Source organism: Xanthomonas cucurbitae, assembly GCF_002939885.1.
GTDB lineage: Bacteria > Pseudomonadota > Gammaproteobacteria > Xanthomonadales > Xanthomonadaceae > Xanthomonas > Xanthomonas cucurbitae.
This window is the reverse complement of the sequence record NZ_MDED01000024.1, coordinates 1-23,494: the sequence shown is the minus strand read 5'-3', so window position 1 is coordinate 23,494 and position 23,494 is coordinate 1. Positions and strand designations below refer to the sequence as shown.

The following is a 23,494-nucleotide window of genomic DNA, read 5'->3' as shown; positions in this document are numbered from 1 at the left end:
CTTCGACATTACGGGCTCGGCCCGGTGAGGCGAGGCGATGAGCCGACAGTGGAACACCCAGGCCGAAAGCCGCCGCCAGCGCCTGCAGCGCGCCGCCGCGCTCGCGCCGCATGGGCGGGTGGTGGCCGCCGAGGACGTGGTGGCGCTGCTGGAGGCGGTGATCGAACCCGGCGACCGGGTGTGCCTGGAGGGCAACAACCAGAAGCAGGCCGACTTCCTGGCGCGTTGCCTGACCGAGGTGGACCCGGCCCGCGTGCACGATCTGCACATGGTGCAGTCGGTGCTGTCGCTGGCCGCGCATCTGGACGTGTTCGAGCGCGGCATCGCCAAGCGGCTGGATTTCTCGTTCTCCGGCCCGCAGGCCGCGCGCCTGGCCGGGTTGGTGAGCGAAGGGCGCATCGAGATCGGTGCCATCCACACCTACCTGGAATTGTTCGGCCGTTACTTCATCGACCTCACTCCGCGCATTGCGCTGGTCACCGCGCAGGCGGCAGATCGCCACGGCAATCTCTATACCGGCCCCAATACCGAAGACACGCCGGTGATCGTGGAAGCCACGGCGTTCAAGGGCGGCATCGTGATTGCACAGGTCAATGAAATCCTGGACACCTTGCCGCGCGTGGATATCCCTGCCGACTGGGTGGACTTCGTCACCCAGGCGCCCAAGCCCAATTACATCGAACCGCTGTTCACCCGCGACCCGGCGCAGATCTCCGAAATCCAGGTGCTGATGGCGATGCTGGCCATCAAGGGCATCTACGCCGAGTACGGCGTGGAGCGCCTCAACCACGGCATCGGCTTCGATACCGCCGCCATCGAACTGTTGCTGCCCACCTATGCCGAGTCGCTGGGGTTGAAGGGCAAGATCTGCCGGCATTGGGCGCTCAATCCACACCCGGCGCTGATTCCGGCGATCGAGTCGGGCTTCGTCGAATCGGTGCACGCGTTCGGCTCGGAGCTGGGCATGGAGGCGTATATCGCCGCACGCCCGGATGTGTTCTTCGCCGGTGCCGACGGCAGCATGCGTTCCAACCGCGCGCTGTCGCAGACCGCCGGCCTGTATGCCTGCGACATGTTCATCGGTTCGACGCTGCAGATCGATTTGCAGGGCAATAGCTCCACTGCCACGCGCGACCGCATTGCCGGCTTCGGTGGCGCGCCCAACATGGGCTCGGACGCACGCGGCCGCCGGCATGCCAGCGCTGCCTGGCTCAAGGCCGGGCGCGAGGCCGCACGGCCTGGCGAGATGCCGCGCGGGCGCAAGCTGGTGGTGCAGATGGTGGAAACCTTCCGCGAGCACATGGCGCCGGCCTTCGTCGACAGGCTCGATGCCTGGGAGCTGGCCGAGCGGGCAAACCTGCCACTGCCGCCGGTGATGATCTACGGCGACGACGTCAGCCATGTGCTGACCGAAGAAGGCATCGCCAACCTGCTGCTATGCCGCACCCCGGAAGAACGCGAGCAGGCGATCCGTGGCGTATCCGGCTACACCGCGGTGGGCCTGGGGCGCGACAAGCGCATGGTGGAGAACCTGCGCGACCGCGGCGTCATCAAGCGTCCGGACGACCTGGGCATTCGCCCGCGCGATGCCACGCGTGACCTGCTGGCCGCGCGCACGGTCAAGGACCTGGTGCGCTGGTCTGGTGGGCTGTACGACCCGCCGAAACGTTTTCGCAACTGGTAGGGCCGAGCATGGAAACCCTTCGCTATCGTTTTGACGGCCAGCGCGGTGCAGGCGCCGGGCTGGAGCATGCGCTGGTGGGCGTGGTCGCCTCCGGCAATCTGGAAGTGCTGGTCGAGCGCGTGCCGCTGGATGGCGCGATGGAGATCCACATCCTCACCGCCGCGCGTGGCTTCGGCACGATCTGGCAAGCGGTGCTGGACGATTTCGCCGCGCGCCATCCACTGCGCGATGTGCGCATCAGCGTCAACGATGTCGGTGCCACCCCGGCGGTGGTGAGCCTGCGCCTTGACCAGGCGATCGACGTGCTGCAAGGAGCCGACGCATGAGCCCGCATGCCCCTGTAGGAGCGCACCCGGGCGCGATAGGCGTTCCCGGTAACCCCACCGTCGCGCCCGGGTGCGCTCCTACGCACAGAGTCGCCAGCCGATGCGCCGCAGCCGCCGCTGTAGGAGCGCGCCAGAGTGCGACGGGCATCTCCGGTCACGCGTCAGTCGCGCCCGGGTGCGCTCCTACCTACGCGATCCGGAGACGCCGATGAGCACCACCATTCCCATGGCCGACCGCAGCTACTACGAAGCCGATGCGCGCGAGCGCATCGATGGGCTCCTGGATGCCGGCAGCTTCCAGGAATTCGTCGGCCCGCGCCGTCGCCTGGTCAGCCCGCATCTGGCGCAACTGGACGTGCCCGGCGCCTTCGACGACGGCGTCGTCGTGGGGCAGGGCACGCTGCGCGGGCGCAACGTGCTGATCGCCGCGCAACAAGGCGCCTTCATGGGTGGTGGTGTCGGCGAAGTGCACGGTGCCAAACTCACCGGCCTGCTTGAACGTGCCGTGGCCACGCGCCCGGATGCCGTGCTGCTGCTGCTCGATACCGGCGGCGTGCGCCTGCATGAAGCCAATGCCGGCCTGATCGCCATCTCCGAGGTCATGCGTGCCACCTTGACCGTGCGCGCCGCCGGCATTGCAGTGCTGGCGTTGATCGGCAGCGGCAACGGCGCGTTCGGTGGCATGGGCATCGTGGCGCGCTGCTGTAGCGCGGTGCTCATGTCCGAGGAAGGCCGCCTGTCGTTGTCTGGCCCGGATGTGATCGAGACCGTGCGTGGTGTGGAGGAATTCGATGCGCGCGACCGCGCGCTGGTGTGGCGCGTCACCGGCGGCAAGCACCGCTATCTGCTCGGCGAAGCGCGCACCCTGGTGGCCGACCGCATCGCGGCCTTCGCCGATGCCGCCGCCAGCACGCTGGATGCACTCTCAGAACCCGACGGCGATGCCGCGTTGCAGTCGCTGGAGCGCGCGCATCAGCACTTGTCCGCGCGTATCGACGCGTACGGCGATTGCCGCGACAGCCTGGAAATCTGGACGCGCCAGGGCATCGCCGATGCGCAGCGCCTGCCACTGCTGGACACCGACGCCTTCCTTGCCGCCACCGCCGACCGGAGCACGCCATGGACCTGAGCCAGTTGCTCGACCAGCTGTTTCCGCTCGGTCATGCCATCACCCGGAACGACGATGTGCTCACCGGCAGCGCCACCACCGTCGCAGGCGAGGTGACGGTGATCGGCACGGCCAACACACTGGAAGTGGGCGTTGACCATGCCCTGATGCTGGCCGCCACCGTGCTGGCCAGCACCCGCGCACATCCGCAGCGGCCCATCGTGATGCTGGCCGACACCGCCGGGCAGCGGCTTGCACGTCGCGACGAGCTGCTTGGCATCAACGGCTATTTCGCGCATCTGGCGCGCGCGTTGGAGGTGGCCCGCCAGCGCGGCGCGCGGCTGGTCACGCTGGTGTATGGCGAAGCGGTCAGCGGTGGATTCCTGTCCTTTGGCCTGATGGCCGATCGCATCCATGCCTTGCCGAGTGCACAGGTGCGCGTCATGGATCTGCGCGCGATGGCGCGGGTCACCAAGCAACCGCTGGAAACCTTGCAGGCGCTTAGCAAGAGCTCGCCGGTGTTTGCGCCGGGTGTGGAGAACTACGTACGCATGGGCGCGGTGGATTCGCTGTGGGAAGGCGATCTGGCGCAGGCGCTGCTCGAGGCATTGGCCGCGCCTGTGGATGGCGACCAGCGCCGGGTACGCGGTGCGCAACGCGGTGGCCGCACCCTGGCACGCGATGTCGCTGCCGCCGTGGCGGCGGGCGAAGCCTGACATGGCCGGCCGCCACGCCCTGGTGTGGTTGCGTGCGGCGGCGCAGTGGCAAGCGCTCACCCCGGGCACGCAGCCGCGGCTGCAGCACTGGTTTGCCGCCGGCCTGCCGGCCGTGGTGGCGCGCCGTGACGGCAGCGAAGCATCGGGTGCCATGCGCCTGGGCGTGCCGTTGCCGCCTGCAGAAAACAAGCAGCGCCTGGCGCTGACCGTGCACGTTGATGACATTGCGCGCTGTACCGCGCCACTCGCACTGGACGCGGTACTCGCGCACGCTCCGGAGACCGCGCAAGCGGCCTTGCAGGCCCTGCTGAGGCAATGCCAGGCCGAGGCCCTGCAACCGCGCGTGTTCGGCAGCTTCGCCTGGCAGGCGTTGACCGGCCTGGCCTATGTGCATGCGCAATCGGATCTGGACCTGCTGTGGGGAGCCGAAACACCTGAACAGGCGCAGGCCGTCGTCGCGCTGTTACAGCGTTGGGAGCAGCGCCACGGGCAACGCGCCGATGGTGAGCTGTTGCTGCCCGACGACAGGGCCGTGAACTGGCGCGAATACGCCGGTAGTGCGCAGCAGCTGCTGGTGAAGTCCAGTAACGGATGCCGCCTGCTGCCGCGGGCCGCCCTGTTTCCGGTATGCAGCGCGGCATGAGGGCGCAGGCGCAACACGGGGGGTATTTCGACCACCCTGACTCATCGCCCCCTGCACAGGCCCACGCCAGCCCGCTGGCGCACCGCATCGGCCGTCTTGCGGTTGGCGCGCTGCACGAGGAATTGGCATGTGCGTTCAAGCCCGGCCTGGTGACGCCGTTCGACAGCGGCAGCCACACCGACATGGACGCGTCCACCTTCCTACGCAGCCTGTTTGCACTGCGGGGCTATTTCGTCGCCATCGCCCAGGCCGGGATCGACAACGCGCCCTTCGCGCAGCTGCGCGAACGGGGGATCGTCGCCGAGGCCGCCATGCTGCGCGCTACCGGCGGCATCAACACGCACCGGGGTGCCATCTTCAGCCTTGGCCTGCTCACCGCGCAGGCCGCGCGCCTGCACGCTGCACAGCAGCGGCCCCCCGCTGCTGAAGTCATCTGCCAGGGCGTGCAGGTCTGGCGCGACGCGGTGCTGGCCGCGCCGCTGGATCCGCGCAGCAACGGCCAGCGCATGCGTGCGCAGCACCCGGTCAGCGGTGTGCGCGAGCAGGCCGCGATGGGTTATCCGCTGCTGCGCGAGGTGGCGTTGCCAACCTTGCGTGCCCGGTTGAACAGCGGTGCCACGCAGGAGGCCGCGCTCGTGGATACCCTGATGCAGTTGGTCGCACAGGTGGACGATCTCAATCTGTTGCATCGCGGTGGCGCCGATGGACTGGCGTATGCCAAGGCGCAGGCATCCGGCTTTCTTGCCGATGGCGGTACGGCGCAGCCAAACTGGCGCGATCGGCTTGCTGCACTCAGCAAGGGCTTCGTCGAACGCCGGCTCAGCCCCGGCGGCAGTGCCGATCTGTTGGCCTGTGCGTGGTTTCTGCACTGCCAGGAGCGCGCATGAGCCCAGATCCCCATCCGCGCCGTCTCACTGCACGTGTCGTGGCAGAACGTGCGAGCAGTCGTATCGCACCACCTACTACTGTGCCGGGTGCCGTCCTTCTCCCGTCTACGGGAGAAGGTGCCCGAAGGGCGGATGAGGGCAGCTCTGGCAGACACCGTCCGACCACAGCTCACCGAGCAACTCCATGAGCCTGGCCATCCTCTGCCCCGGCCAAGGCGGCCAGCATCCGGAGATGTTCGCGCAGGTGGCGGATGCGCCGGCTGCGCCTGAGGTCGTCGCGCTTGCGGACGCGCTGCTTGGCACATCGTCCCAGCGTCTGGCGGCCGATCCCGGCCGCTATGCCAATGCCATCGCCCAGCCGCTGGTCTGCGCAGGCACGCTGGCGCAGTGGCAGGCGCTACGCCAGCAGTTGCCGACGCCCTTGATGGCGCTGGGTTATAGCGTGGGCGAACTCGCCGCGCACGCCGTGGCCGGCAGCATGGAAATCGCCACCTGCCTGCAGCTGGCCGCCACCCGCGCGCGCCTGATGGACGCCGCCAGTCCCGCGCACGCCGGGCTGATGGCGGTGGTCGGCCTGCCACTGACCACGCTTGAATCGCTCTGCAACAGCCATGGCGCCGCGCTTGCCATCCTCAATGGCGACGACCATGCCGTGCTTGGCGGCCCACGCGCCGCACTGCAGGCGCTGGGCGATGACGCGCAGGCACGTGGTGCGCGCACGACCTTGCTGCCGGTCAGCGTGCCTGCGCATACGCCGTGGCTGCGCGAGGCAGCCGATGCGTTCGCCATCGAATTGAACAAGGTGGCCGTACGCGCGCCAGCCGTGCGCGTGCTGGCCGGTATCGATGCACGCGCGGTCACCACGCCTGCGCTGGTCGTCGACAGCCTGTCGGCACAGATCGCGCAGACCGTGCGTTGGCGTGACGTGCTGGTGCAGGCGGCCGAACGCGGTGCGCGCGTGTTTCTCGAACTCGGCCCGGGCAGCGCATTGGCGCGCATGGTGCGCGAGGTCGTACCGGGGTGCGAGGCGCGCTCGGTCGATGAATTCCACGGCATCCACGGTGTCGTGGAATGGGTCGGCGCCGCGTGCGAGCGCGCGGCATGAAGGACCGGCAGGTGGCGCACATAGCGTGCCCCCTGGATGGCGGGTGGCCATCCGTGCTGTACGCGAATCAAGTGTCTGGGAGGGCGCATGACCCCGCAAATTGCAACGATTCTTGGCTTGGTTGTGATGTTTATCGTGGCCACCGCTCTGCCCATCAACATGGGCGCGGTGGCCTTCGCGCTGGCGTTCATCGTCGGTGGGGTATGGGTGGGGCTTGACGGCAAGGAGGTGCTGGCCGGCTTTCCTGGCGATCTGTTCCTGACCCTGGTCGGCATCACCTATCTGTTTGCCATCGCGCAAAAGAACGGCACCATCGATCTGCTGGTGCATTGGGCGGTCCGCGCGGTCCGCGGGCATATCGTGGCCATTCCGTGGGTGATGTTCCTCATCACCGGCCTGCTCACCGCGTTCGGCGCGTTGGGGCCGGCGGCGGTGGCCATCATCGGCCCGGTCGCGCTGCGCTTCGCCAAGCAGTACCGCATCAATCCGCTGATGATGGGCCTGCTGGTGATCCATGGTGCGCAGGGCGGTGGGTTCTCGCCAATCAGCGTGTATGGCGGCATCACCAACAAGGTGGTGGAAAAGGCCGGGCTGGATGTCACCGAAATGGCGGTATTCCTCACCAGCCTGGGCTTCAACCTGATGATGGCGATCATCTGTTTCTGCGCCTTCGGCGGGCTCACGCTGATGCGTCGGCAGGCAACGTCGCTGGCCGATGCGCAGTATGTGCCGGTCACCGGCGACCAGGCTTCGCAACGCCGCTTCGCCATCGAAGGCCATGGCGCGCTGGTCGCTGCCGGCGGTGGCACCTTGTCCACCGATCCGCTGGCGCTGGAGGCGGTGGCGATCACCCGCGACCGGGTCATCACCTTGATCGGCTTGCTCGGCCTGGGTGTTGCGGCGCTGGTCTACAACCTCAATGTCGGCCTGGTGTCGATCACCGTCGCCGTGGCGCTGGCGCTGATTTCGCCGAATGCGCAGAAGGGCGCGGTGGACGGCATCAGCTGGTCCACGGTGCTGTTGATTAGCGGTGTGGTGACCTATGTGGCGGTGCTGGAAAAAGCCGGCGCGGTGGACTACATCGGCACCGGCGTCTCGCACATCGGCATGCCGCTACTCGGCGCGTTGCTGGTCTGCTATGTGGGCGGCATCGTCTCCGCATTCGCCTCGTCGGCGGCCGTGCTGGGTGCCACCATCCCGCTGGCGGTGCCGTTCCTGATGCAGGGGCAGCTGGGTGCCGCCGGGGTGATCTGCGCGTTGGCGGTGTCGTCCACGATCGTGGATGTCAGCCCGTTCTCCACCAATGGTGCGCTGGTGGTGGCCTCGGCCGCCAAGGAAGAACGCGACGGCCTGTTCCGCCGCTTCCTGGTCTATAGCGGGCTGGTGGTGGTGTTGGGGCCGCTGGCGGCGTGGCTGCTGTTCGTGGTGCCGGGTTGGCTGTGAGGCCGGCGGTATCGGGCAGGGCCCAGGGGTGCCCCGGTAGAATGGGCGCCCCTGCTCCAACGCCGACGACCTGCCCACCATGACCCTCGCCCCTGATTCGCGCAGCGCCAGAAAGCGCGTACCGCTGTACGAGGAAGTGGCCGAGCGCCTGCGCCAGAAGATCTACGACTACGCGTTGCCGCCGGGCGAATGGATCGACGAGCCGGCGCTGGCCGAAGAGCTCGGCATCAGCCGCACCCCCTTGCGCGAAAGCCTCAAGCTGCTCGCGGCCGAAGGCCTGGTGCAGCTGGACGCCGGCCGCGGCAGCCGGGTCACGCGGCTGACGCTGGAAGACCTCAACCAGCTGTTCCCGGTGATGGCGATGCTGGAAGGCCGCTGTGCACACGATGCGGTCAAGCGCATCGACGCAGCCGGTGTGCAGCGCCTGGAAGAGTTGCATGCGGCGATGGAGGCCTCGGCCGCCTCCGGCGATCTGGCCGAGTACTACCGCAACAATTATCTGATCCACGAGACGGTGCAGCACTACGCCGGCAATCCGTGGCTGATCCGCGTCACCCACGATCTGCATCGCATCCTCAAGATGCATCGCGGGCGGCAGTTACTCACTCCCGGGCGGATGGCGCAATCGCTGGCCGAGCATCGGCAACTGATGGAATGCGTGCGGCGCGGCGATGCGGAAGGCGCAGAGCGCACCATGCACGGGCATCTGTTGAGCCAGGGCCAGGCGCTGGCGGCGTATGTGGCGGCCGGAGGGGTGTTGAACGTGCCGGCGCCGCTGCCGCGCTCGGGTGGGGCGTAGGCGCCACCGGAAGACGCGGCAGGTCCCGACGCTGGCTGGCGACTGCGGCGACAGCGCGGCCGCCTGCCGGTGTTCAGTGCAGGTGCGTGAAGAGCCAGCCCGCCCAGCCGAGCAGGAAGACGTAGCCAACGATCAGCGCCGACTGCACGGCGCGCTGGTGAGCCCGGATCAGATACATGCTTGCCCCTTCGCATACGCTGTGGCGGGTGGAAAGCCGGCCCGATCCGCCTGTCGCCCCAGTGGCGGCATCCCCATCCCAGTACATGTGATGCTGGCGTGAAAAAACGCCGCTCGCAAATCGATATCTTCTATCGCCGCCGGCCCGGCCGGGCACCTGGGAGCGCGCCCTTCCAGCGCGCTCGGCGTGCCTGCCGCCAGCACGGCGCGGGGCTGACGGCTACCAATCCGTGGGCGCGTAGTCCTTCAGGAATTGCCCCCAGACGTGTTCGCCGGTATTGAAGCCGTGAATGATCGGGTCGACGATGCGCGCGGCGCCATCGACGATATCCAGCGGTGGGTGAAAACGTTCCTGCTGCACCTTGAGCGCAGCGATGTCGGCCGGATCCTCGTCGGTCACCCAGCCGGTGTCCACGCTGTTCATGTGGATGCCGTCGTTCTGGTAATCGGCCGCCGAGGTGCGCGTCATCATGTTCAACGCGGCCTTGGCCATGTTGGTGTGCGGGTGCCGGGTGGTCTTGAAGTTGCGGTAGAACTGGCCCTCCATCGCCGAGACGTTGACGATGTGCTTGTCGCGCTCGGGCGTGCGCAGCATCAACGGCTTCAGGCGCGCATTGATGATGAACGGCGCGATGGCGTTGACCAGTTGCGTTTCCAGCAATTCCACCGACGGCACTTCGGCCATCAGCAGGCGCCAGGAATTGCGCCCGCGCAGATCCACCTGCTGCAGGTCCTGGTCCAGCCGGCCGTCGGGGAACAGGTGCTCCTGCCCCACCAGTTCGTCGTCCAGCAGGGCAATCTGTGAAAGCTCGGCGGCGCGGGTGAGGCCATCGGCATCGTCAAGGCTGCGGCCGTGTTCCGCTGGCAGCGCAGCGGCCGAGGCCTTCCGCAAGGGCTCGGGCGTGCGCAGGCCTTCGTAATGGCCAACCAGTCGTTGCACGGTCTCCGGCAGGGCGTGCAGTGCGGCGGTTTCGTTGGCCATCATGTGCGCATAGAACTGCGGCGGGCGGCGCACGGTCTGGCAGGCATTGTTGATGATGAAGTCCAGCCGCAGCCGGGTGGCCAGCAACTGGCTGCAGAACGCCTCCACGCTGGGCGTGTGGCGCAGATCCAGCCCAAACACCTGCAGGCGATGGCCCCACTGCGCAAAGTCCGGCTCCTGCGCATAACGCGCGGCCGAATCGCGCGGGAAGCGGGTGGTGACGATGAGTTCGGCACCGGCGCGCAGCAGCTTCAGGCCGGCCTGGTAGCCGATCTTGACCCGGCCGCCGGTGAGCAATGCAACACGCCCGCGCAGGTCGGCGGTTTCGGTGCGCTTGAAGAAATTCAGCTCGGCGCAGGCGGGGCACATCTGGTCGTAGAAATCGTGCAGCTGGGTGAATTTCTGCTTGCACACATAGCAGTGGCGCAGCTCGGGCGAATGCGTCGGCTCCTCGGCGGCGGCGTTCTCGCCGTTGTGCGCGTCGTGCAGGCCGGCGGCGTGTGGCGGGAAGTAGTTCGGCGTGCTGAACACCGGTTTGCGCCGCAACGCGCGGATGCCGCGTTGTTCGAGCAGGGCTTCGGCCTTGCGCACCTTCTCCTGGTGCCGCTCGCGTTCGCGCTGCTTGAGCAACTGGCGGCGCGCCTTGGGCTCGGGGTGGTAGACGCGGGCCACCACCTGGTGCAGGCGCACGCGGTCGGCCTCGGGCAGGGAGTCGAGGACGCTGCGGTCGGCATCGATGGCTTCCAGCACATCCAGCGCGGCGCGCAGGCGGTCGGTCAGTGGCAGGTCGGCGGCGGGCGGGGGCGGGGCGGTGGTGTTCAAGACGGATCCAAGGAAGGGGCAATGGCGCAGCTGCTGCGGACGGAAGCCTGCGAGGTCCGGCACCAGGGCAGGGCAACGGTCCGCCGGCCGGGGGCCGCGTGACCAGATGCGCCGCAGTGCGCTCGCGCATTTTCGCCGATTGGCGCGGCACCGCGCCAATCGGGCACCAGGGCGAGGTCCTGCCGCTCGCTACCGTCCAGCTCCTCGGTCGTGGTCCACCTGCCATGGCGTTGCCGTTGTGGGCGGCGCCTTGGCGGCCGGAGGGGGGCAGCGCTCACATGTCCTGCAACGCCGGTCGGCTACGTTGGAGAGCCTGTGCCGGTTGCAAGGAAAAATCATGGGCCTGCTGGTCGAGGGCAAGTGGCAAGACCGTTGGTATGACACCGACAGCAGCGATGGGCACTTTGAGCGCTCGCAATCGCAGTTCCGCAACTGGGTGACGCGCGATGGGGCGGCCGGCCCGCATGGGGAGGCCGGATTCCAGGCTGCGGCGGGGCGGTATCACCTGTATGTGTCGCTGGCCTGCCCGTGGGCGCATCGCACCTTGATCTTTCGCCACCTGAAAGGCCTGCAGTCGATGATCGATGTGTCGGTGGTGAACTGGCTGATGGGCGAACACGGCTGGACCTTCGATGCAGGCCCGGGGGTGGTGGAAGATTCGGTCAATCACGCGCAACGTCTGTACCAGGTCTATCTCAAGGCCGACCCGCAGTACTCCGGGCGGGTGACCGTGCCGGTGCTGTGGGACCGCGAGCGCAAGACGGTGGTGAGCAACGAATCGGCCGATATCATCCGCATGTTCAACAGCGCGTTCGATGCGGTCGGCGCGCGCGCGGGCGATTACTATCCCGCGCCGTTGCGGGCAGCGATCGATGCGGTCAATGCGCGTGTCTACGACACCGTCAACAATGGCGTGTACAAGGCGGGATTTGCCACCACGCAGCGCGCTTACGAAGACGCGATAAGCCCACTTTTTGAGTCGTTGGATTGGCTTGAGGCACGCCTGGGCCAGCAACGCTATCTGTGTGGCGACACCTTGACCGAAGCCGACTGGCGCCTGTTCACCACGCTGGTGCGCTTCGACGCGGTGTACGTGGGGCACTTCAAGTGCAATCTGCGCCGCATTGCCGATTACCCGCACTTGTCGGGCTTTCTGCGCGAGCTATACCAGCTGCCCGGCATCGCCGAGACGGTGGATTTCCAGCACATCAAGGGCCACTACTACCAGAGCCACGACACGATCAATCCCACCGGGATCGTGCCGCTGGGCCCGGTGCTGGACCTGCTGGCGCCGCACGGGCGCGAGGCGCACCAGGGCGGCTAGTCCGCACGCTTACTCGTGTGCCGCGCTGCGCACGATCAATGCAGCAGCGCCCACCGAAATCGCATCCTCCACGGCGCCGGTGCTGGTCTGGCCATAACGCTCGATCGCCCGCATGCGCAGGTTGAAGGTGAGGTAGGCGGCGCCGACGGCGGCCGCCGCACCCAGCACGGCGGCGACGCCACGCTGGTGACGTGGTGCCAATGCCGCACCGGCGAGCATGCCGGTGGCCACGCGCGCCACCATGCCGGGCAACACGATGCGGTCGGGTGCGCTTTTCATCTTGTCCCCGGCGATTTCACCGCTGGCCAGCGCCAGCATGCCGGCCGAGGCCAGTGGGTTGGCCAGTAGGCCGGGGGCACCGTTGTCGCGGGGAAGCTTCCCGCTGCGTGCGGCATTGGCGACCGCAGCAAGCGGGGTCATCGAGCGCATGCCGGCCACCGCGCCCATCAGGATGGAATGAATCAACGCCATAAACACCTCCGTGCGTGTCGCGCGACCGCAGGCGCAATGCGCTGCGTGCCGTCACGATGGATCGAAAAACCCAGCCTAGAGGGTGGCGTGTGTGGAGGTTGGCAAGATGCGTACCGAGCAGTTCGCTCGTGGGTCTGCCATAGGTTGGCATGTGGTGCACGACTGGCGCACAGATCGCTGCAGGACCTGCGCGCCAGTGGAATGTCCTGTCGCGGCTGTGCGATGGAGCGATGCGTATAAAGGCGAGTGGGTGGATGCGCCAGTGCGCGATCAGCGCACGGCGAACCTGCCCGTACGCCATGCCACCCAGACCACGCTCAGCCCAACGGCCAGGCACACCAGCGCCGCAGGTAGCGACGCTTCAGGGCCGAACACACCGCCGGTGAACATGTCGGGCATGGCGGCGTTGGGCGTGCTGCGCGCGATGGCCGCGCCCGGGGCGATGCCCGAGACAGCGGCGCCGAACAGATAGCCCTGGGTGAAATTCCAGGCGGTGTGCGCCCCGATCGACACCCAGATGCGGCCGGTGAGCGCATAGAACGCGCCCAGCATCACGCCGGCTTCCAGGGCGATGCAGACCGCCGCCAACACCGTGGCGTTGGGGTTGCCCAGATGGCTGAAGCCGAACACCGCAGAGGAGACCGCAAACGCAGTCCAGGGGCCGAACGCGCGCCACAGCAGCCGCAGGATTGCCGCGCGCATCATCAGTTCTTCCACGACGCCGGCCTGCAACGCCTGGCGCAGCGGTGTCCATGCCGATGCAGGGCCGGTTGCCTGGATATCGTAAAGACCGAACAGCGCCATGATGCCCATGACCGCAGAAAACATCGCCGCACCGGCCAGCAGGCCGATGGCCAGCTGCGGCAGCATGGGGCGCACGGCGATTTCGGAAGGAGTGCGCTGTTCGGCCAGGCGTACCGCCAGCGCGTAGATGCCCAAGGCCACCAGCGCACCGAAGGTGCTGACCGCAAACTGCACCGGCTCGTTGCTCTTCGGCCACAAGCTGCCCAGCGACCGGGTCACTACGCCGGTGGGAATGGCGACCAGAAAGAACAGCACGACGGCCCAGCCGCAGGCGCGCAACCACCGCAGGCGGCCGGGACGCAGGATGCCGCGTTCGCCCAGCGCGATGGCGTGGGGTGCGTGCGTGGCAGGTGCTGCGCTGGTGGGGGGCGATTGCGTCACTGCAGGCATGTGCGACTCCTTGTGGATACAGCGGTCATGGGGCGGAAGTGCGGGAGGCTGGATCAGTTGCTGCGGTGATGCGGGTTGCGAACGAGCGCCGCTGCAACGCGGCGATGGCTTCGGCAAGCACGGCCGACAGCGGCACGGACAGCTCGGCATCGAGCTGTGCCGCCGCCGCATTGGTCGCCGCCCATTGCTGCTGCAGGGCGGGAACCAGGCGCCGGACCTTGGCGGTGAGTACGACGATGCGTTCGCGTGCATCGGCACCGGGTTTGAGGACGACCAGGCGCTGCTTGGCCATCTGTGCAACGGTCTGGCTGGCAGCGGAGTGAGTGATGCCGATCTCCTGGGCCAGCACCTTGATGGACGCAGGGCCGAGCCGCATCAGCACGCGCAGCACCGGCGTGTAGCGCGGCCGCCAGGCGAGCCCGGAGGCCGCGTACACCGCTTCGAGATCGCCATCCAGCAACTCGATCAGGTGCCGGACCAGGGTGCCCAGTGTGGGAGTGAGTGTGCTCATGGCGCAAATATATAAGCGCTGTTGTATTTACGCCATGTGCCGAAAGTTTGGGGGCATGACGCGATCCGGTGGCCGCCCTGCCGCTGCGTTGGTCATGCTGGGCTTTGGCGCTGAGTCTGCCGGCGGCGGTGCCACGGCTGGCGATGGTGCCGCTGGAACCGTGGTTCCGGCGGATCGGCCTGCCGGGCCAGCGGCGCGCTGCCGCGCGCTGACCGAGAGCGTTGACCGGTGACATGCCGCACAGCACCGCATGCATCTGGTCGGGCTGTGCATCGCAGCTGCGCGCTGTCACCGCAGGCATTCCGGCCTGCGTGGCTGCAGCAGCGACTGGCCCGACGCGGCGTGGCACAGGACATGGACGCCACGCGACGCCTTTGCCACTATGGCGGCCTCAAGGACAGATCGCAGGGGGCGATATGCGTTATTGGATGCGGGTGGTGGGGTGTGTGCTTGCGTTGGTCGCGGCGATGCCGGGACAGGCGCAGGAAGCGGTAGAGCTGGCGCCGTACCTCAAGCGGGACCAGTTCGAACGCATCAAGATTTCGCCGTCGGGCGCGTATTTCGCGCTGACCATGCCGCTGGAAGACCGCACCGTGCTGGGCATCGTGCGCCGGCAGGACAAGGTAGCCACTGCGAAGATCACCGGCGGCGCCGACAGCGTGGTGGACGATTTCTGGTGGGCCAGCGACGAGCGCATGGTGGTGTCGATGGCGCAGCGGCTGGGCTCGCGCGACGAGCCGGTGGCGATCGGCCAGCTGCACGCCATCGATGCCGATGGCAAGAACAGCCGGCTGCTGGCCAGCCCCTATGGCACCAATCCCGACATCAACGGTGCGCAGCTGAAGATGGATCTGGACCCGGCCACCTTCATGCTGGACACCTTGCGCGACGACCCGCGCACCATCCTGGTGTCCACGGTTCCCTTCGTGGGCGACCCGAGCATCCGCATCGACAAGCTGGATATCCAGACCGGCCGGCGCAGTACCGTGGCCACCTCGCCGGTGCGGCGGGCGAGTTTTGCGACCGATCAGCAGGGGCGGATCCGCTTCGCCCGGGGGTTGGACATCAGCAACGTCAGCAAGCTGTATTACCGCGACAACGATGCTGCACCGTGGCGGCTGATCAACGACTCGGCCAGTAGTCAGCACCGCGAGTATCCATTGGGTTTTTCCGCCGATGGCACGCTGGCCTATCTGCAGGTGGAGCAGGCCAGCGGCCCGGATGCGCTGGTGGCCTGGGATCCGGCAACCGACAAGTCCACGCCGTTGCTACGCGACGACACCGTCGACCCGTACCGCATCCTGCGCGACCTGGATGGCACCACGCCGATCGGTGCGTCCTACATGAGCGATCGGGTGCGGAACCGGTTCTTCGACGAGACATCGCCTACTGCGCGGTTGTACCGCAGCCTGGAGAAGGCCTTCGACGGCAATGCGATCTACATCACCTCGGCCACCAGCGACCGCCGCCTGGCCCTGGTCTATGTGTGGAGCGATCGCAACAACGGCGACTATTACCTGTTCGACACGGTGAGCAAGAAGGCCGACCGGGTGTTCAGCAGCCGCGAATGGTTCCCGCCCGATACGGTGCCGCCGAGCAGGCAGGTGAGCTTCAAGGCGCGCGATGGCCTGGTATTGCACGGCTACCTGACCCAGCCCCTGCACGCCGCTGCCGGCAAGCCGCTGCCACTGATCGTGATGCCGCACGGCGGCCCGTTTGGCGTGTTTGACAAGTGGGCGTTCGACGACGAGACCCAGTTGCTGGCGGCAGCCGGCTACGCGGTGCTGCGCGTCAACTACCGTGGCTCGGCCAACTACGGGGATGCGTTTACCCAGGCTGGCGCCAAGGAGTGGGGCGGGCGCATGCAGGACGATGTCACCGATGCCACGCGGTGGGCGATCGCCGAAGGCATTGCCGATGCGCAGCGCATCTGCCTCTACGGAGCCAGTTATGGCGGTTACGCGGCACTGATGGGCGTGGCCAAGGAGCCGGCGCTGTACCGCTGCGCCGCGGGCTATGTGGGTGTGTACGACCTGGACATGATGGCGCGCGATACCGCCCGTTACGCACGCTGGGCCAAGAACTGGACCGTGGATTGGTTGGGCGCGCGCGACACCCTGGCGGCACGCTCGCCGGTGACGCTGGCACGGCAGATCAAGGTGCCGGTGTTCCTGGCGGCCGGCGGCAAGGACGAGCGCGCGCCGATCGAGCACACCAAGGCGATGGAACGCGCCTTGAAGGGCGCCGGCGTGCCGGTGGAATCGCTGTACTTCGCCAACGAAGGCCATGGCTTCTACACCGAGGCGCATCGTCGGGAGTACTACACGCGGTTGCTGGCGTTCCTGAGCAAGCAGCTTGGCGGCAGTACGGCGAAGTGATGCACTTGTTCATCAGGTCGGTTTCTGGATCGAGACCGACCGTGGTCAGCGCTATCTGCCGCTGCCTGTGCTGTTGAACAGGAGTGGCTGGCAAAACGACTGCGTAGCCGCTAGATGGGCATGGCCGGTGCGCGGAATCGGCATGTCCCCTGCGTACACTCCGGTTCTGGGCACGCCGTCCATACCTCCCTGACGCGCGCTCGCTACGTGCTGTCAGCCGCGCTTACCTACCTGTCCGGCATCGGCTTCATCTGGTACTGCGTCGGCGGAGTGGCGCCGAGCAGATGTTGCACGAAGTAGTCCCAGCGGCGGCGGGTGACGTAGGGTGTGAGCTCGCCATAGCCATGCTTGGCGTTGGGCAGCATCAGCATGTCGAAATCCTTGTTGGCCTTGATGAGCGCATCGGCCACCAGCAGGGTGAGGTAGGGCGGCACGTTGTCGTCCAGCGTGCCGTGCACCAGCATCAACCGGCCCTTGAGCTTGCTGGCGTGGGTGGCATTGGCCTGGTCGTCGTAGTTGGAGCTGCCGTCCTTATTGACGATGTGTTCGCCGTGATACTTCTCGGCCCAGTCGTCCTCGTAGCCGCGGTTGTCGTGGTTGCCGCTTTCCGACCAGGCCACCTTGAACACCTCGGGGTAGCGCAGCATCGCGGCGGTGGAGGCGTTGCCGCCGCCCGAATGGCCCCAGATACCGACGCGGCTGGTGTCGAACCATGGATAACGCTGGCCGAGTTCCTTCACCGCCGCCACCTGGTCGGGCAGCGTGTTGTCGCCCATGTTGGCGTACCAGGTGTCGTGGAAGGTCTTGGAGCGCCATGGGGTGCCCATGCCGTCGATGGCGATCACGATGAAGCCCAGCTCGGCCAACGATTGGTTGTCGCCGTGGCCGGCCAGGAAGCTGCGCCCGCGCACCGAGCCGGTCTGCGGGCCGGGGTAGACATAGTCGATCACCGGATACTTGCGTGCGGGGTCGAAGTTGCTCGGCTTGAACATCAGCCCGTACAGCGTGGTCTTGCCATCGCGCGCGGTGACCGTGATCGGCTCCGGCGGCACCCAGCCGGCGGCCTTGAGGCGGCTGATGTCGGCCGTGGCAATCGTGCTGAGCGTGCGTCCGTCACTGGCATCGCGCAGCTGCGTGACCGGCGGGACAACCGAGGTGGAATAGGTGTCCACAAAACGCGCGCTATCGGGTGACAGCACCACGCTGTGGTCGGCCACCTCCGGCGTCAGCAGCGCCGGCGCGCCGCCATCCAGGCTCACTTTCCACAGCTGCTGGTAGTACGGGTCCACGCCCGCAGAGCGGCCCACCGCCATGAACCACGCGGTGCGGCTCACCGGGTCCACGCGCAGCAGCTCGGTGACGTTGCCTTCGCCGGTGGTGATGGCATGCTTGGGCTTGCCGGTGGCCAGGTCGTACAGATACAGCTGGCCCCAGTCGCTGCGCTCGGAGAACCACACCGCCTCGTTGCTGCCGGGCAGATAGGCCCAGTTGGCGGCGACCTGGCCGCTTTCGTAGTAGGTCTTGGCGGTTTCCTCAAACGCGGTGCGTACCTGCCCGGTGGCGACATCGGCGATGCGCAGCCAGGTCTGCTTGTGGAAGCGCGAGGTGGAGGCAAAGGCCAGCGTCTTGCCGTCCGGCGCCCATTTCACATCGTCCCACAGGCCCGGCGAGCAGCTCACGTCGTCGCACAAGGTGGAGCGGTGCTGATCCGGTGGCAGTTGCAGGCGCAGCACATTGCGCGTGGGCACATCGACGATGACGCGTTCGATCATGGTCACGTCCTTGTCGCCGGCCAGCGGGTACTTCCAGGACTGCAACTCGGGGTGCCCCAGCTTGGTGCTGACCAGGTACATGTCGCCGGTCTTGCGCTGGTCCTGCTGGAAAGTGGCGATCTTCTGCGAATCCGGCGACCACGCAACGATGGCGTTGTCGGTGTGCTGCCAGCCGGCGTTGTCGGTGGCGTAGCCGAAGTTTTCCACGCCATCGCGGGTGAGCTGGGTCTCGCTGCCGCTGGCCAGATCGCGCACCCACAGGTTCCAGTTGCGGATGAATGCTTCGCTGCGTTTGTCCGGCGACAGCACACCCGGTTCCGGATTGTCTTTCGCATACAGCTTGCTGCAGCGCGCCCGCGTGTCGCAGACCACCGCCGTGCCGCGCACGCTGAGGCGGTAGCGGCCATCGGCGGTGCGTTTGACTGCTGGTGCGAAGCTGTCGGCCTTGAGCGGCTTGTCGCCGGTCTTCAGCAGCGTGTTGAGCGAGCGAACCAGCGCAGGCTGTTTGAAGATCGGCGCAGTCTTGCCGGTGGCGGTGTCCAGTTGCAGCAGGCGATCGCCGGTGGCGTCGTGATCGACATAGACCACATGGGTGGCATCCAGCCAGTCGATGCGGGTAGCGACACGATCGACCAGCGGCTGTGCAAGATAGTTGACCAGGCGTTCGGCACGCGCGTAGTCGGCCTCGCTCACGCGAGGTGTCTGCGCGCCGGCGATGCAGGGCACGGCGATCAGGGCGATGGCAGCAAACAGGTGCCGCATCGGCAACGGGGTGGGCATGGTGGAGTCTCCGGCACGAAGGGAGCGCGCAGCCACCGGCCGCGCGAAGACCCGATGCTACCTGTCGCCATCGTGGTCTGCCTGCGCCAGACCTCGTGTGCGCAGCCACGCCATCGCCAATGCGCCGCGCGCGGGCTGGTGGAGCCGGTGCATGCCGCGCGCAGGCCGTGGCGACGTAAGCGGTTGGTGGCGGTGCTGACCTGCCGCTGTCGCAGGGTGCGCCACCATGGAGGCCGGTTCGCCCGCCATCGTCGGCGCCTGCGCCGCCGCCGGCTACCGGCTCATGCAGCGTTTCCAGCGTGCATCCACCCGTTGCGCAAACCACGCGGTGGTGAGGCGGCGGGTGATCTTGGGGCTGTCCAGGGTGATGCCGGGCAGGACCGCACGCGGCAACGCTTGCCCGGCGTCGCGCTGGGCCAGTGCGAACACCTGCCGGTACAGGGCGGTCTGTTCGAACTCCAGGGTGGTGCCGGCCTCCAGCGCGCGGCGGATCTGGCGATCGCTCAAGGCCAGCTGGCTGCCCAGGGCACGCACGGCGCGCTCGGTGGCGCCTGGCGCCTCCAGGCCGGCACCGGGAACCAGCAGGTCGCCATCCAGGGCCAGCGCGATGCCGCTGGCCTTGCTCAGCGCGGCCTGGAAGGCGGCATTGCGGCTGGCATACCAGCCGGCGTTGAAGTCGGCAAACCGGTAGAGCAAGGCGCCGTCGCTGGTCGGGTAGCCCAGCAGGTGCAGGGTGCCGAACCACAGTCCGCCGCGGCGGCTGAACACCTCCTGGCGGATCGCGCCGTCGATCGGGTACGGATAACGCTCGGCATGCTGTTGTGCGAATGCGATGCTCACCTGCATCGGCCCGGCGGTGTGGACCGGATTGAAGCCGTCGAACAGGCGCGCGCCCAGTGGCACGCTGCCGGTGAAGTCTTCGAAGAGGCGGCTCAGGTCCTGCTCGGTGCGTGCGGCAGCGATGCGGGTGGCGTAGCTGCGGCCGTCCGGCGAGGCGATGCGCAGCGCCGCATCCACCATGAAGGCAGGGACATGGTGCGCGCCGGCGCGGCGATCGATTTCCGCACGCGCGATCCGGCCCAGGTTGGGCACCACCGGGTTGGCCTGGTAGCTCGACTCCTGCTCGGTCACCGCCAGCACGGCGCAAATGTGCACGGCGCTGGTCTCCAGCCCTTGCGAGGTCAGCGCCACGTAGACCGCCTCGGCCCAGCCGCTGCGGTCCTGGAGCGTGGCCGGCAGGCGCCGCGCGATGTCGGCCTTGGCTGCCGCGGGTGAGCGTTGCGGCCCGCGTGGGGCCTGGCTGGCGCAGGCACACAGCGCGGCGGCGGCAGCCAGGGCGAGCAAGCGGAACGGGAGCGGTATCACGGCGTTTTCAGCCTGTTTCAGGCGACAGTCGCCGGGAGGCAGTCTACGCCGCCACCGTGTGCCTGCCTGCCGGTCGACGCACGCGCACGGCCGTGGCACAGCGAGCAGGACGATCGCCGTTTGCTCCATTCAAGATCGGCGCGATCAGGCCGATAACGGCCCCGTCCATCTGCGCGGCGCTCATACGCTGCGGGGCGCTCACACGATCTGGCGTGACCGATGGCCATCATTGCAATCATTCGCCATCGAGGTCGCAGCGCCGTGCTGTGGGCCTTGCCGGAATCACCGCTGTCCGACCCAGGGAGTGCCCGCAATGCGCCAGCAAACCGCCAGCTGCTGCCGGTCCGCACGCATGCGCGCGACGCCGATGCGTCTGCGGTGCGCGCGGTTGCGCAGGTGAGGGGGTGGGTGCAGGGCAGCTGGCGGTTGCTCGCCGGCGCGGTGTTGCTGCTGCACGGCATGGTGGCCTGGGCGCAGCCACAACCCTGGAAGACCATCGAACTGGCCGCGCTCGACGATCCGGTGGCGGCGCTGGGGCTGTCACGGCAAGTGCTGCACCAGGCCGATCGCGATGGCAATCGCGATGCGCAGTTCTGGGCGCTGCTGGCACAGGCGCGGGTGCTGATCTCGCTGGAGGACAATGCTGGCCGGCAGGCGGCGCTGGCCCGTGCCCGCGGCCTGCGCGCGCATTTGCACGGCAACGCCGCGCAGGCGCAACTGTGGTTGGAGATCGTGCAGGCGCTCAGCGATGTGCGCGACAATCCCAATCGCGACATGGTGGGCCGGCTCGATGCCTTGCGCCGGCAGGCGCGCGCGATGGGGCGCAGCGATCTGCTGTGCGAGATCGAAACGGTCGACATGTGGAGCATGCTCGCCTCCGGTAGCAGCGATGAAGCCTGGAATGCAGCGCAGGCCAGCTACCAATGCGCCGTGCGCGAACAGGTGCTGGCGTTGGAACTGGACGCGTTGACCCAGTTGGGCGCGCTGGCCAGCCGCGTCTCTGGCCGGGTGGCCGACGTCAACGATGCACAGGACTACCTGCAGCGCGCCCTGACGCGCCTGCACGGGCATCCTTCGCGCTTCCAGCGCAGCCTGATCGAATACGAATACGGCACCTCGCTGGCAGAGCGGCAGCCGGCAGTCGCGTTGCTGCATTTCCGGCGCGCGCTGGCCCTCAGCCGCGAGTTGGACGATCAGGCCGGGGTCGCCGCCGCATTGACCAGCGCCAGCGAAGCGCTCATCCAGACCGGCGATGCCGGTGCCGCCCTGGCGATGGCGCGTGAGGCCTTGCCGCAGATGCAGGCGCAGGGCAACGTGGGCCGGGTGGCGGCCTGCCATGCGGTGTTGCTGCGGGCGCTGACCGCCTTGAAGGCCGACGGCCTGCGCGATGCGATTACCGCCGCGCGCGGCGCGGACAAGACGACGCTCGCCGTGTCCGGCCGCGTGGAGCTGGTCGATGCCATTGCGCAGGCACTGGCCGCCGAAGGGCGGCATGCCGAGGCGTATCAGGAGCTGCAACGCGCCAATGCGCTTCGCGCGCAGAGCCTGAGCCATCAGCGCGACACGGTGATGCTGCGCTTGCAGGCACGCTACGACGATGCGCGTCGCAGCGTGGAAACCGCCGAACTGCGCCGCCGCAGCGAGACCGCGCAGCTGGCACTGCAGGCGCGCGAAGCTGGCCAGCGCACCTTGTGGATCGCCCTGTGTGCTACCTGCCTGCTGCTGCTCGCCGCACTGGTGGTCCTGGCATTCGGTGCGCGGCACCGCCGCCAGTTGTCGCGGCTGGCGATGCGCGACGAACTCACCGGCCTGCCCAACCGCCGCGCCATCCGCGCCAGAGCGCAGCAGCAGATCGATCATGCCGTGCGCGCCCGCACGCCGTGCATGCTGGCCCTGATCGACCTGGACCACTTCAAGCGCATCAACGACGTGCACGGCCATGCCAGCGGCGATGCCGTGCTCAAGGCGCTGGCCAGCGCCTCCCGACGGGCGCTGCGTGCACAGGAGCGGCTGGGTCGATTGGGCGGGGAAGAATTCCTGCTGGTGCTGCCGGGCTGCAGCCCGGACGAATTGCCGGCGGTGTTCGCACGCCTGCGCGATGTCGTGGCCGCGATCCAGATCCCGGGCCTGCCCAAAAGCCAGTCGGTACGGTTCTCGATGGGTGCCGTCAATGTGGCAATGGCGACGGCGGGCACCACGACCGAGCTGGACCTGCTGCTCGGCCAGGCCGATCTGGCACTGTATGCCGCCAAGACCGCCGGGCGCGATCAATGGGCGGTGTGCTGAGCCTGCGGCGCACCGCCGTGTTGCGACAATGCCGTGGTGCTGCGGCACAATCGTGCAGTGACGACAGCAGGTCGTTGCCGTGAACCAGCCGAACACCCCAGGACCGCATGCGCACCGATAGCCGCCTCTCCCGCATGTTGCATGTGCTGCTGCACATGGCCAGAAGCGCGCAGCCGATGACCTCCGAGCAGATCGCCGGCATGTTGTCGACCAATGCGGTGGTGGTGCGCCGAACCATGGCCGGGCTGCGCAGTGCCGGTTATGTGCAATCGAGCAAGGGCCACAACGGTGGCTGGCAGATTGCCTGCGATCTGGCGCAGGTGACGCTGCTGGATGTGCATCGCGCAGTCGGCGGCCCGCATCTGTTTGCGATCGGCGCCGACCAGTCCAACCCGCAGTGCCGAGTGGAGCGCGTGGTGAACGCGGCGATCGCCGATGCGCTGGCCGATGCCGAAGCGCGGCTGCTGCATCGCCTGGGGTCGGTGACACTGGCCGCCCTGGCCAGCGAGTTCGATGCCTTATGCAGCGCCGGCGCGGCAACGCCGGGCAAGCCGGCAAAGACCACAGCCAAGCGCCGCCGCACGCCGCCGCATTGACCCAGCACGCTTTTGGCCTGGGGCGCAGCACACCCTAGTCCACTGAATCCGAGAAATCGGCTGTAATGCGCCGAGTGGGATCGGCGAACGTCCACTTCAACGGCTTGGGGTCCTTGTTGTACTGG

19 protein-coding genes and 1 other RNA gene are annotated in these 23,494 nt (G+C 67.7%); 14 read left to right on the top strand and 6 right to left on the bottom strand.

What is annotated here, in order from left to right; all coding sequences use genetic code 11:
• Positions 1 to 37: 37 nt before the first annotated feature.
• The 9 genes from mdcA to XcuCFBP2542_RS13205 all read left to right on the top strand — a co-directional run bounded on the left by mdcA (position 38) and on the right by XcuCFBP2542_RS13205 (position 8,711).
• Positions 38 to 1,684 carry a malonate decarboxylase subunit alpha gene (gene mdcA, locus XcuCFBP2542_RS13245; RefSeq protein ID WP_104604025.1) on the top strand — a complete coding sequence of 549 codons (1,647 nt, stop codon included), beginning with the start codon at positions 38 to 40 and terminating at the stop codon, positions 1,682 to 1,684.
• Positions 1,685 to 1,692: 8 nt separating this feature from the next.
• Positions 1,693 to 2,010, top strand: a complete 318-nt coding sequence (gene mdcC, locus XcuCFBP2542_RS13240; protein WP_104604024.1) for a malonate decarboxylase acyl carrier protein — start codon at positions 1,693 to 1,695, stop codon at positions 2,008 to 2,010.
• Between the two features lie 226 nt (positions 2,011 to 2,236).
• Positions 2,237 to 3,139, top strand: a complete 903-nt coding sequence (locus tag XcuCFBP2542_RS13235; RefSeq protein ID WP_211293008.1) for a biotin-independent malonate decarboxylase subunit beta — start codon at positions 2,237 to 2,239, stop codon at positions 3,137 to 3,139.
• The gene (gene mdcE, locus XcuCFBP2542_RS13230) at positions 3,130 to 3,834 is read left to right on the top strand and encodes a biotin-independent malonate decarboxylase subunit gamma (RefSeq protein ID WP_104604023.1); all 705 of its coding nucleotides are present in this window, start codon (positions 3,130 to 3,132) and stop codon (positions 3,832 to 3,834) included. Before XcuCFBP2542_RS13235 ends, mdcE begins: the two co-directional genes overlap by 10 nt.
• Position 3,835: 1 nt before the next feature.
• Complete coding sequence (gene mdcG / locus XcuCFBP2542_RS13225; RefSeq protein ID WP_104604022.1) at positions 3,836 to 4,477, top strand: malonate decarboxylase holo-[acyl-carrier-protein] synthase; 642 nt, start codon at positions 3,836 to 3,838, stop codon at positions 4,475 to 4,477.
• Positions 4,474 to 5,364: a triphosphoribosyl-dephospho-CoA synthase MdcB gene (gene mdcB, locus XcuCFBP2542_RS13220; RefSeq protein ID WP_104604063.1), complete on the top strand. Its 891-nt coding sequence runs from the start codon at positions 4,474 to 4,476 to the stop codon at positions 5,362 to 5,364. Before mdcG ends, mdcB begins: the two co-directional genes overlap by 4 nt.
• A 184-nt stretch (positions 5,365 to 5,548) precedes the next feature.
• Entirely contained in the window at positions 5,549 to 6,469 is a 921-nt protein-coding gene (mdcH, locus tag XcuCFBP2542_RS13215; RefSeq protein ID WP_104604021.1) for a malonate decarboxylase subunit epsilon, read from the top strand.
• A gap of 87 nt (positions 6,470 to 6,556) precedes the next feature.
• The gene (locus XcuCFBP2542_RS13210; protein WP_104604020.1) at positions 6,557 to 7,912 is read left to right on the top strand and encodes an SLC13 family permease; all 1,356 of its coding nucleotides are present in this window, start codon (positions 6,557 to 6,559) and stop codon (positions 7,910 to 7,912) included.
• A gap of 79 nt (positions 7,913 to 7,991) precedes the next feature.
• Positions 7,992 to 8,711 carry a GntR family transcriptional regulator gene (locus XcuCFBP2542_RS13205; RefSeq protein WP_104604019.1) on the top strand — a complete coding sequence of 240 codons (720 nt, stop codon included), beginning with the start codon at positions 7,992 to 7,994 and terminating at the stop codon, positions 8,709 to 8,711.
• Positions 8,712 to 9,108: 397 nt separating this feature from the next.
• Here the strand turns inward: XcuCFBP2542_RS13205 and XcuCFBP2542_RS13200 are convergent, their stop codons facing one another.
• Entirely contained in the window at positions 9,109 to 10,692 is a 1,584-nt protein-coding gene (locus tag XcuCFBP2542_RS13200) for an SDR family NAD(P)-dependent oxidoreductase (protein WP_104604018.1), read from the bottom strand.
• A gap of 337 nt (positions 10,693 to 11,029) precedes the next feature.
• Here XcuCFBP2542_RS13200 and XcuCFBP2542_RS13195 point away from each other — a divergent pair, with 337 nt between their 5' ends.
• Positions 11,030 to 12,016 carry a glutathione S-transferase family protein gene (locus XcuCFBP2542_RS13195; RefSeq protein ID WP_104604017.1) on the top strand — a complete coding sequence of 329 codons (987 nt, stop codon included), beginning with the start codon at positions 11,030 to 11,032 and terminating at the stop codon, positions 12,014 to 12,016.
• A gap of 9 nt (positions 12,017 to 12,025) precedes the next feature.
• Here XcuCFBP2542_RS13195 and XcuCFBP2542_RS13190 read toward each other — a convergent pair whose 3' ends face one another.
• The 3 genes from XcuCFBP2542_RS13190 to XcuCFBP2542_RS13180 all read right to left on the bottom strand — a co-directional run bounded on the left by XcuCFBP2542_RS13190 (position 12,026) and on the right by XcuCFBP2542_RS13180 (position 14,192).
• Complete coding sequence (locus XcuCFBP2542_RS13190; RefSeq protein ID WP_167526952.1) at positions 12,026 to 12,487, bottom strand: DUF4126 domain-containing protein; 462 nt, start codon at positions 12,485 to 12,487, stop codon at positions 12,026 to 12,028.
• 270 nt (positions 12,488 to 12,757) lie between these two features.
• On the bottom strand, positions 12,758 to 13,681 hold the full coding sequence (locus tag XcuCFBP2542_RS13185) for a CPBP family intramembrane glutamic endopeptidase (protein WP_104604015.1): 924 nt from the start codon (positions 13,679 to 13,681) through the stop codon (positions 12,758 to 12,760).
• 25 nt (positions 13,682 to 13,706) lie between these two features.
• Positions 13,707 to 14,192 carry a MarR family winged helix-turn-helix transcriptional regulator gene (locus tag XcuCFBP2542_RS13180; protein WP_104604014.1) on the bottom strand — a complete coding sequence of 162 codons (486 nt, stop codon included), beginning with the start codon at positions 14,190 to 14,192 and terminating at the stop codon, positions 13,707 to 13,709.
• Positions 14,193 to 14,608: 416 nt separating this feature from the next.
• Between XcuCFBP2542_RS13180 and XcuCFBP2542_RS13175 the strand changes: the two genes are divergently transcribed.
• Both XcuCFBP2542_RS13175 and XcuCFBP2542_RS13170 read left to right on the top strand, forming a co-directional pair.
• Positions 14,609 to 16,570 carry an alpha/beta hydrolase family protein gene (locus XcuCFBP2542_RS13175; protein WP_223214364.1) on the top strand — a complete coding sequence of 654 codons (1,962 nt, stop codon included), beginning with the start codon at positions 14,609 to 14,611 and terminating at the stop codon, positions 16,568 to 16,570.
• A 142-nt stretch (positions 16,571 to 16,712) separates the two neighbouring features.
• Positions 16,713 to 16,789, top strand: a non-coding RNA gene (locus tag XcuCFBP2542_RS13170) — sX9 sRNA.
• An 8-nt stretch (positions 16,790 to 16,797) separates the two neighbouring features.
• Here the strand turns inward: XcuCFBP2542_RS13170 and XcuCFBP2542_RS13165 are convergent.
• Both XcuCFBP2542_RS13165 and XcuCFBP2542_RS13160 read right to left on the bottom strand, forming a co-directional pair.
• A complete protein-coding gene (locus XcuCFBP2542_RS13165) occupies positions 16,798 to 19,122 on the bottom strand; it encodes a S9 family peptidase (RefSeq protein ID WP_104604013.1) in 2,325 nt (774 codons plus the stop codon).
• A 273-nt stretch (positions 19,123 to 19,395) separates the two neighbouring features.
• A complete protein-coding gene (locus XcuCFBP2542_RS13160; protein ID WP_249027653.1) occupies positions 19,396 to 20,487 on the bottom strand; it encodes a DUF1615 domain-containing protein in 1,092 nt (363 codons plus the stop codon).
• A 459-nt stretch (positions 20,488 to 20,946) separates the two neighbouring features.
• Here XcuCFBP2542_RS13160 and XcuCFBP2542_RS13155 point away from each other — a divergent pair, with 459 nt between their 5' ends.
• Positions 20,947 to 22,773, top strand: a complete 1,827-nt coding sequence (locus tag XcuCFBP2542_RS13155) for a GGDEF domain-containing protein (protein ID WP_104604061.1) — start codon at positions 20,947 to 20,949, stop codon at positions 22,771 to 22,773.
• Positions 22,774 to 22,880: 107 nt separating this feature from the next.
• On the top strand, positions 22,881 to 23,369 hold the full coding sequence (locus tag XcuCFBP2542_RS13150) for an Rrf2 family transcriptional regulator (RefSeq protein WP_104604011.1): 489 nt from the start codon (positions 22,881 to 22,883) through the stop codon (positions 23,367 to 23,369).
• Positions 23,370 to 23,494: the final 125 nt, after the last annotated feature.

Bases quoted from the DNA above. Each gene is read 5' to 3' on its own strand.
- XcuCFBP2542_RS13175 (WP_223214364.1), top strand. From the start codon at position 14,609: ATGCGTTATTGGATGCGGGTGGTGGGGTGTGTGCTTGCGTTGGTCGCG.
- mdcH (WP_104604021.1), top strand. From the start codon at position 5,549: ATGAGCCTGGCCATCCTCTGCCCCGGCCAAGGCGGCCAGCATCCGGAG.
- mdcC (WP_104604024.1), top strand. From the start codon at position 1,693: ATGGAAACCCTTCGCTATCGTTTTGACGGCCAGCGCGGTGCAGGCGCC.
- mdcE (WP_104604023.1), top strand. From the start codon at position 3,130: ATGGACCTGAGCCAGTTGCTCGACCAGCTGTTTCCGCTCGGTCATGCC.
- XcuCFBP2542_RS13195 (WP_104604017.1), top strand. From the start codon at position 11,030: ATGGGCCTGCTGGTCGAGGGCAAGTGGCAAGACCGTTGGTATGACACC.
- XcuCFBP2542_RS13210 (WP_104604020.1), top strand. From the start codon at position 6,557: ATGACCCCGCAAATTGCAACGATTCTTGGCTTGGTTGTGATGTTTATC.
- mdcG (WP_104604022.1), top strand. From the start codon at position 3,836: ATGGCCGGCCGCCACGCCCTGGTGTGGTTGCGTGCGGCGGCGCAGTGG.
- mdcA (WP_104604025.1), top strand. From the start codon at position 38: ATGAGCCGACAGTGGAACACCCAGGCCGAAAGCCGCCGCCAGCGCCTG.
- XcuCFBP2542_RS13155 (WP_104604061.1), top strand. From the start codon at position 20,947: ATGGTGGCCTGGGCGCAGCCACAACCCTGGAAGACCATCGAACTGGCC.
- mdcB (WP_104604063.1), top strand. From the start codon at position 4,474: ATGAGGGCGCAGGCGCAACACGGGGGGTATTTCGACCACCCTGACTCA.
- XcuCFBP2542_RS13165 (WP_104604013.1), bottom strand. From the start codon at position 19,122: ATGCCCACCCCGTTGCCGATGCGGCACCTGTTTGCTGCCATCGCCCTG.
- XcuCFBP2542_RS13190 (WP_167526952.1), bottom strand. From the start codon at position 12,487: ATGGCGTTGATTCATTCCATCCTGATGGGCGCGGTGGCCGGCATGCGC.
- XcuCFBP2542_RS13235 (WP_211293008.1), top strand. From the start codon at position 2,237: ATGGCCGACCGCAGCTACTACGAAGCCGATGCGCGCGAGCGCATCGAT.
- XcuCFBP2542_RS13180 (WP_104604014.1), bottom strand. From the start codon at position 14,192: ATGAGCACACTCACTCCCACACTGGGCACCCTGGTCCGGCACCTGATC.
- XcuCFBP2542_RS13205 (WP_104604019.1), top strand. From the start codon at position 7,992: ATGACCCTCGCCCCTGATTCGCGCAGCGCCAGAAAGCGCGTACCGCTG.
- XcuCFBP2542_RS13185 (WP_104604015.1), bottom strand. From the start codon at position 13,681: ATGCCTGCAGTGACGCAATCGCCCCCCACCAGCGCAGCACCTGCCACG.
- XcuCFBP2542_RS13150 (WP_104604011.1), top strand. From the start codon at position 22,881: ATGCGCACCGATAGCCGCCTCTCCCGCATGTTGCATGTGCTGCTGCAC.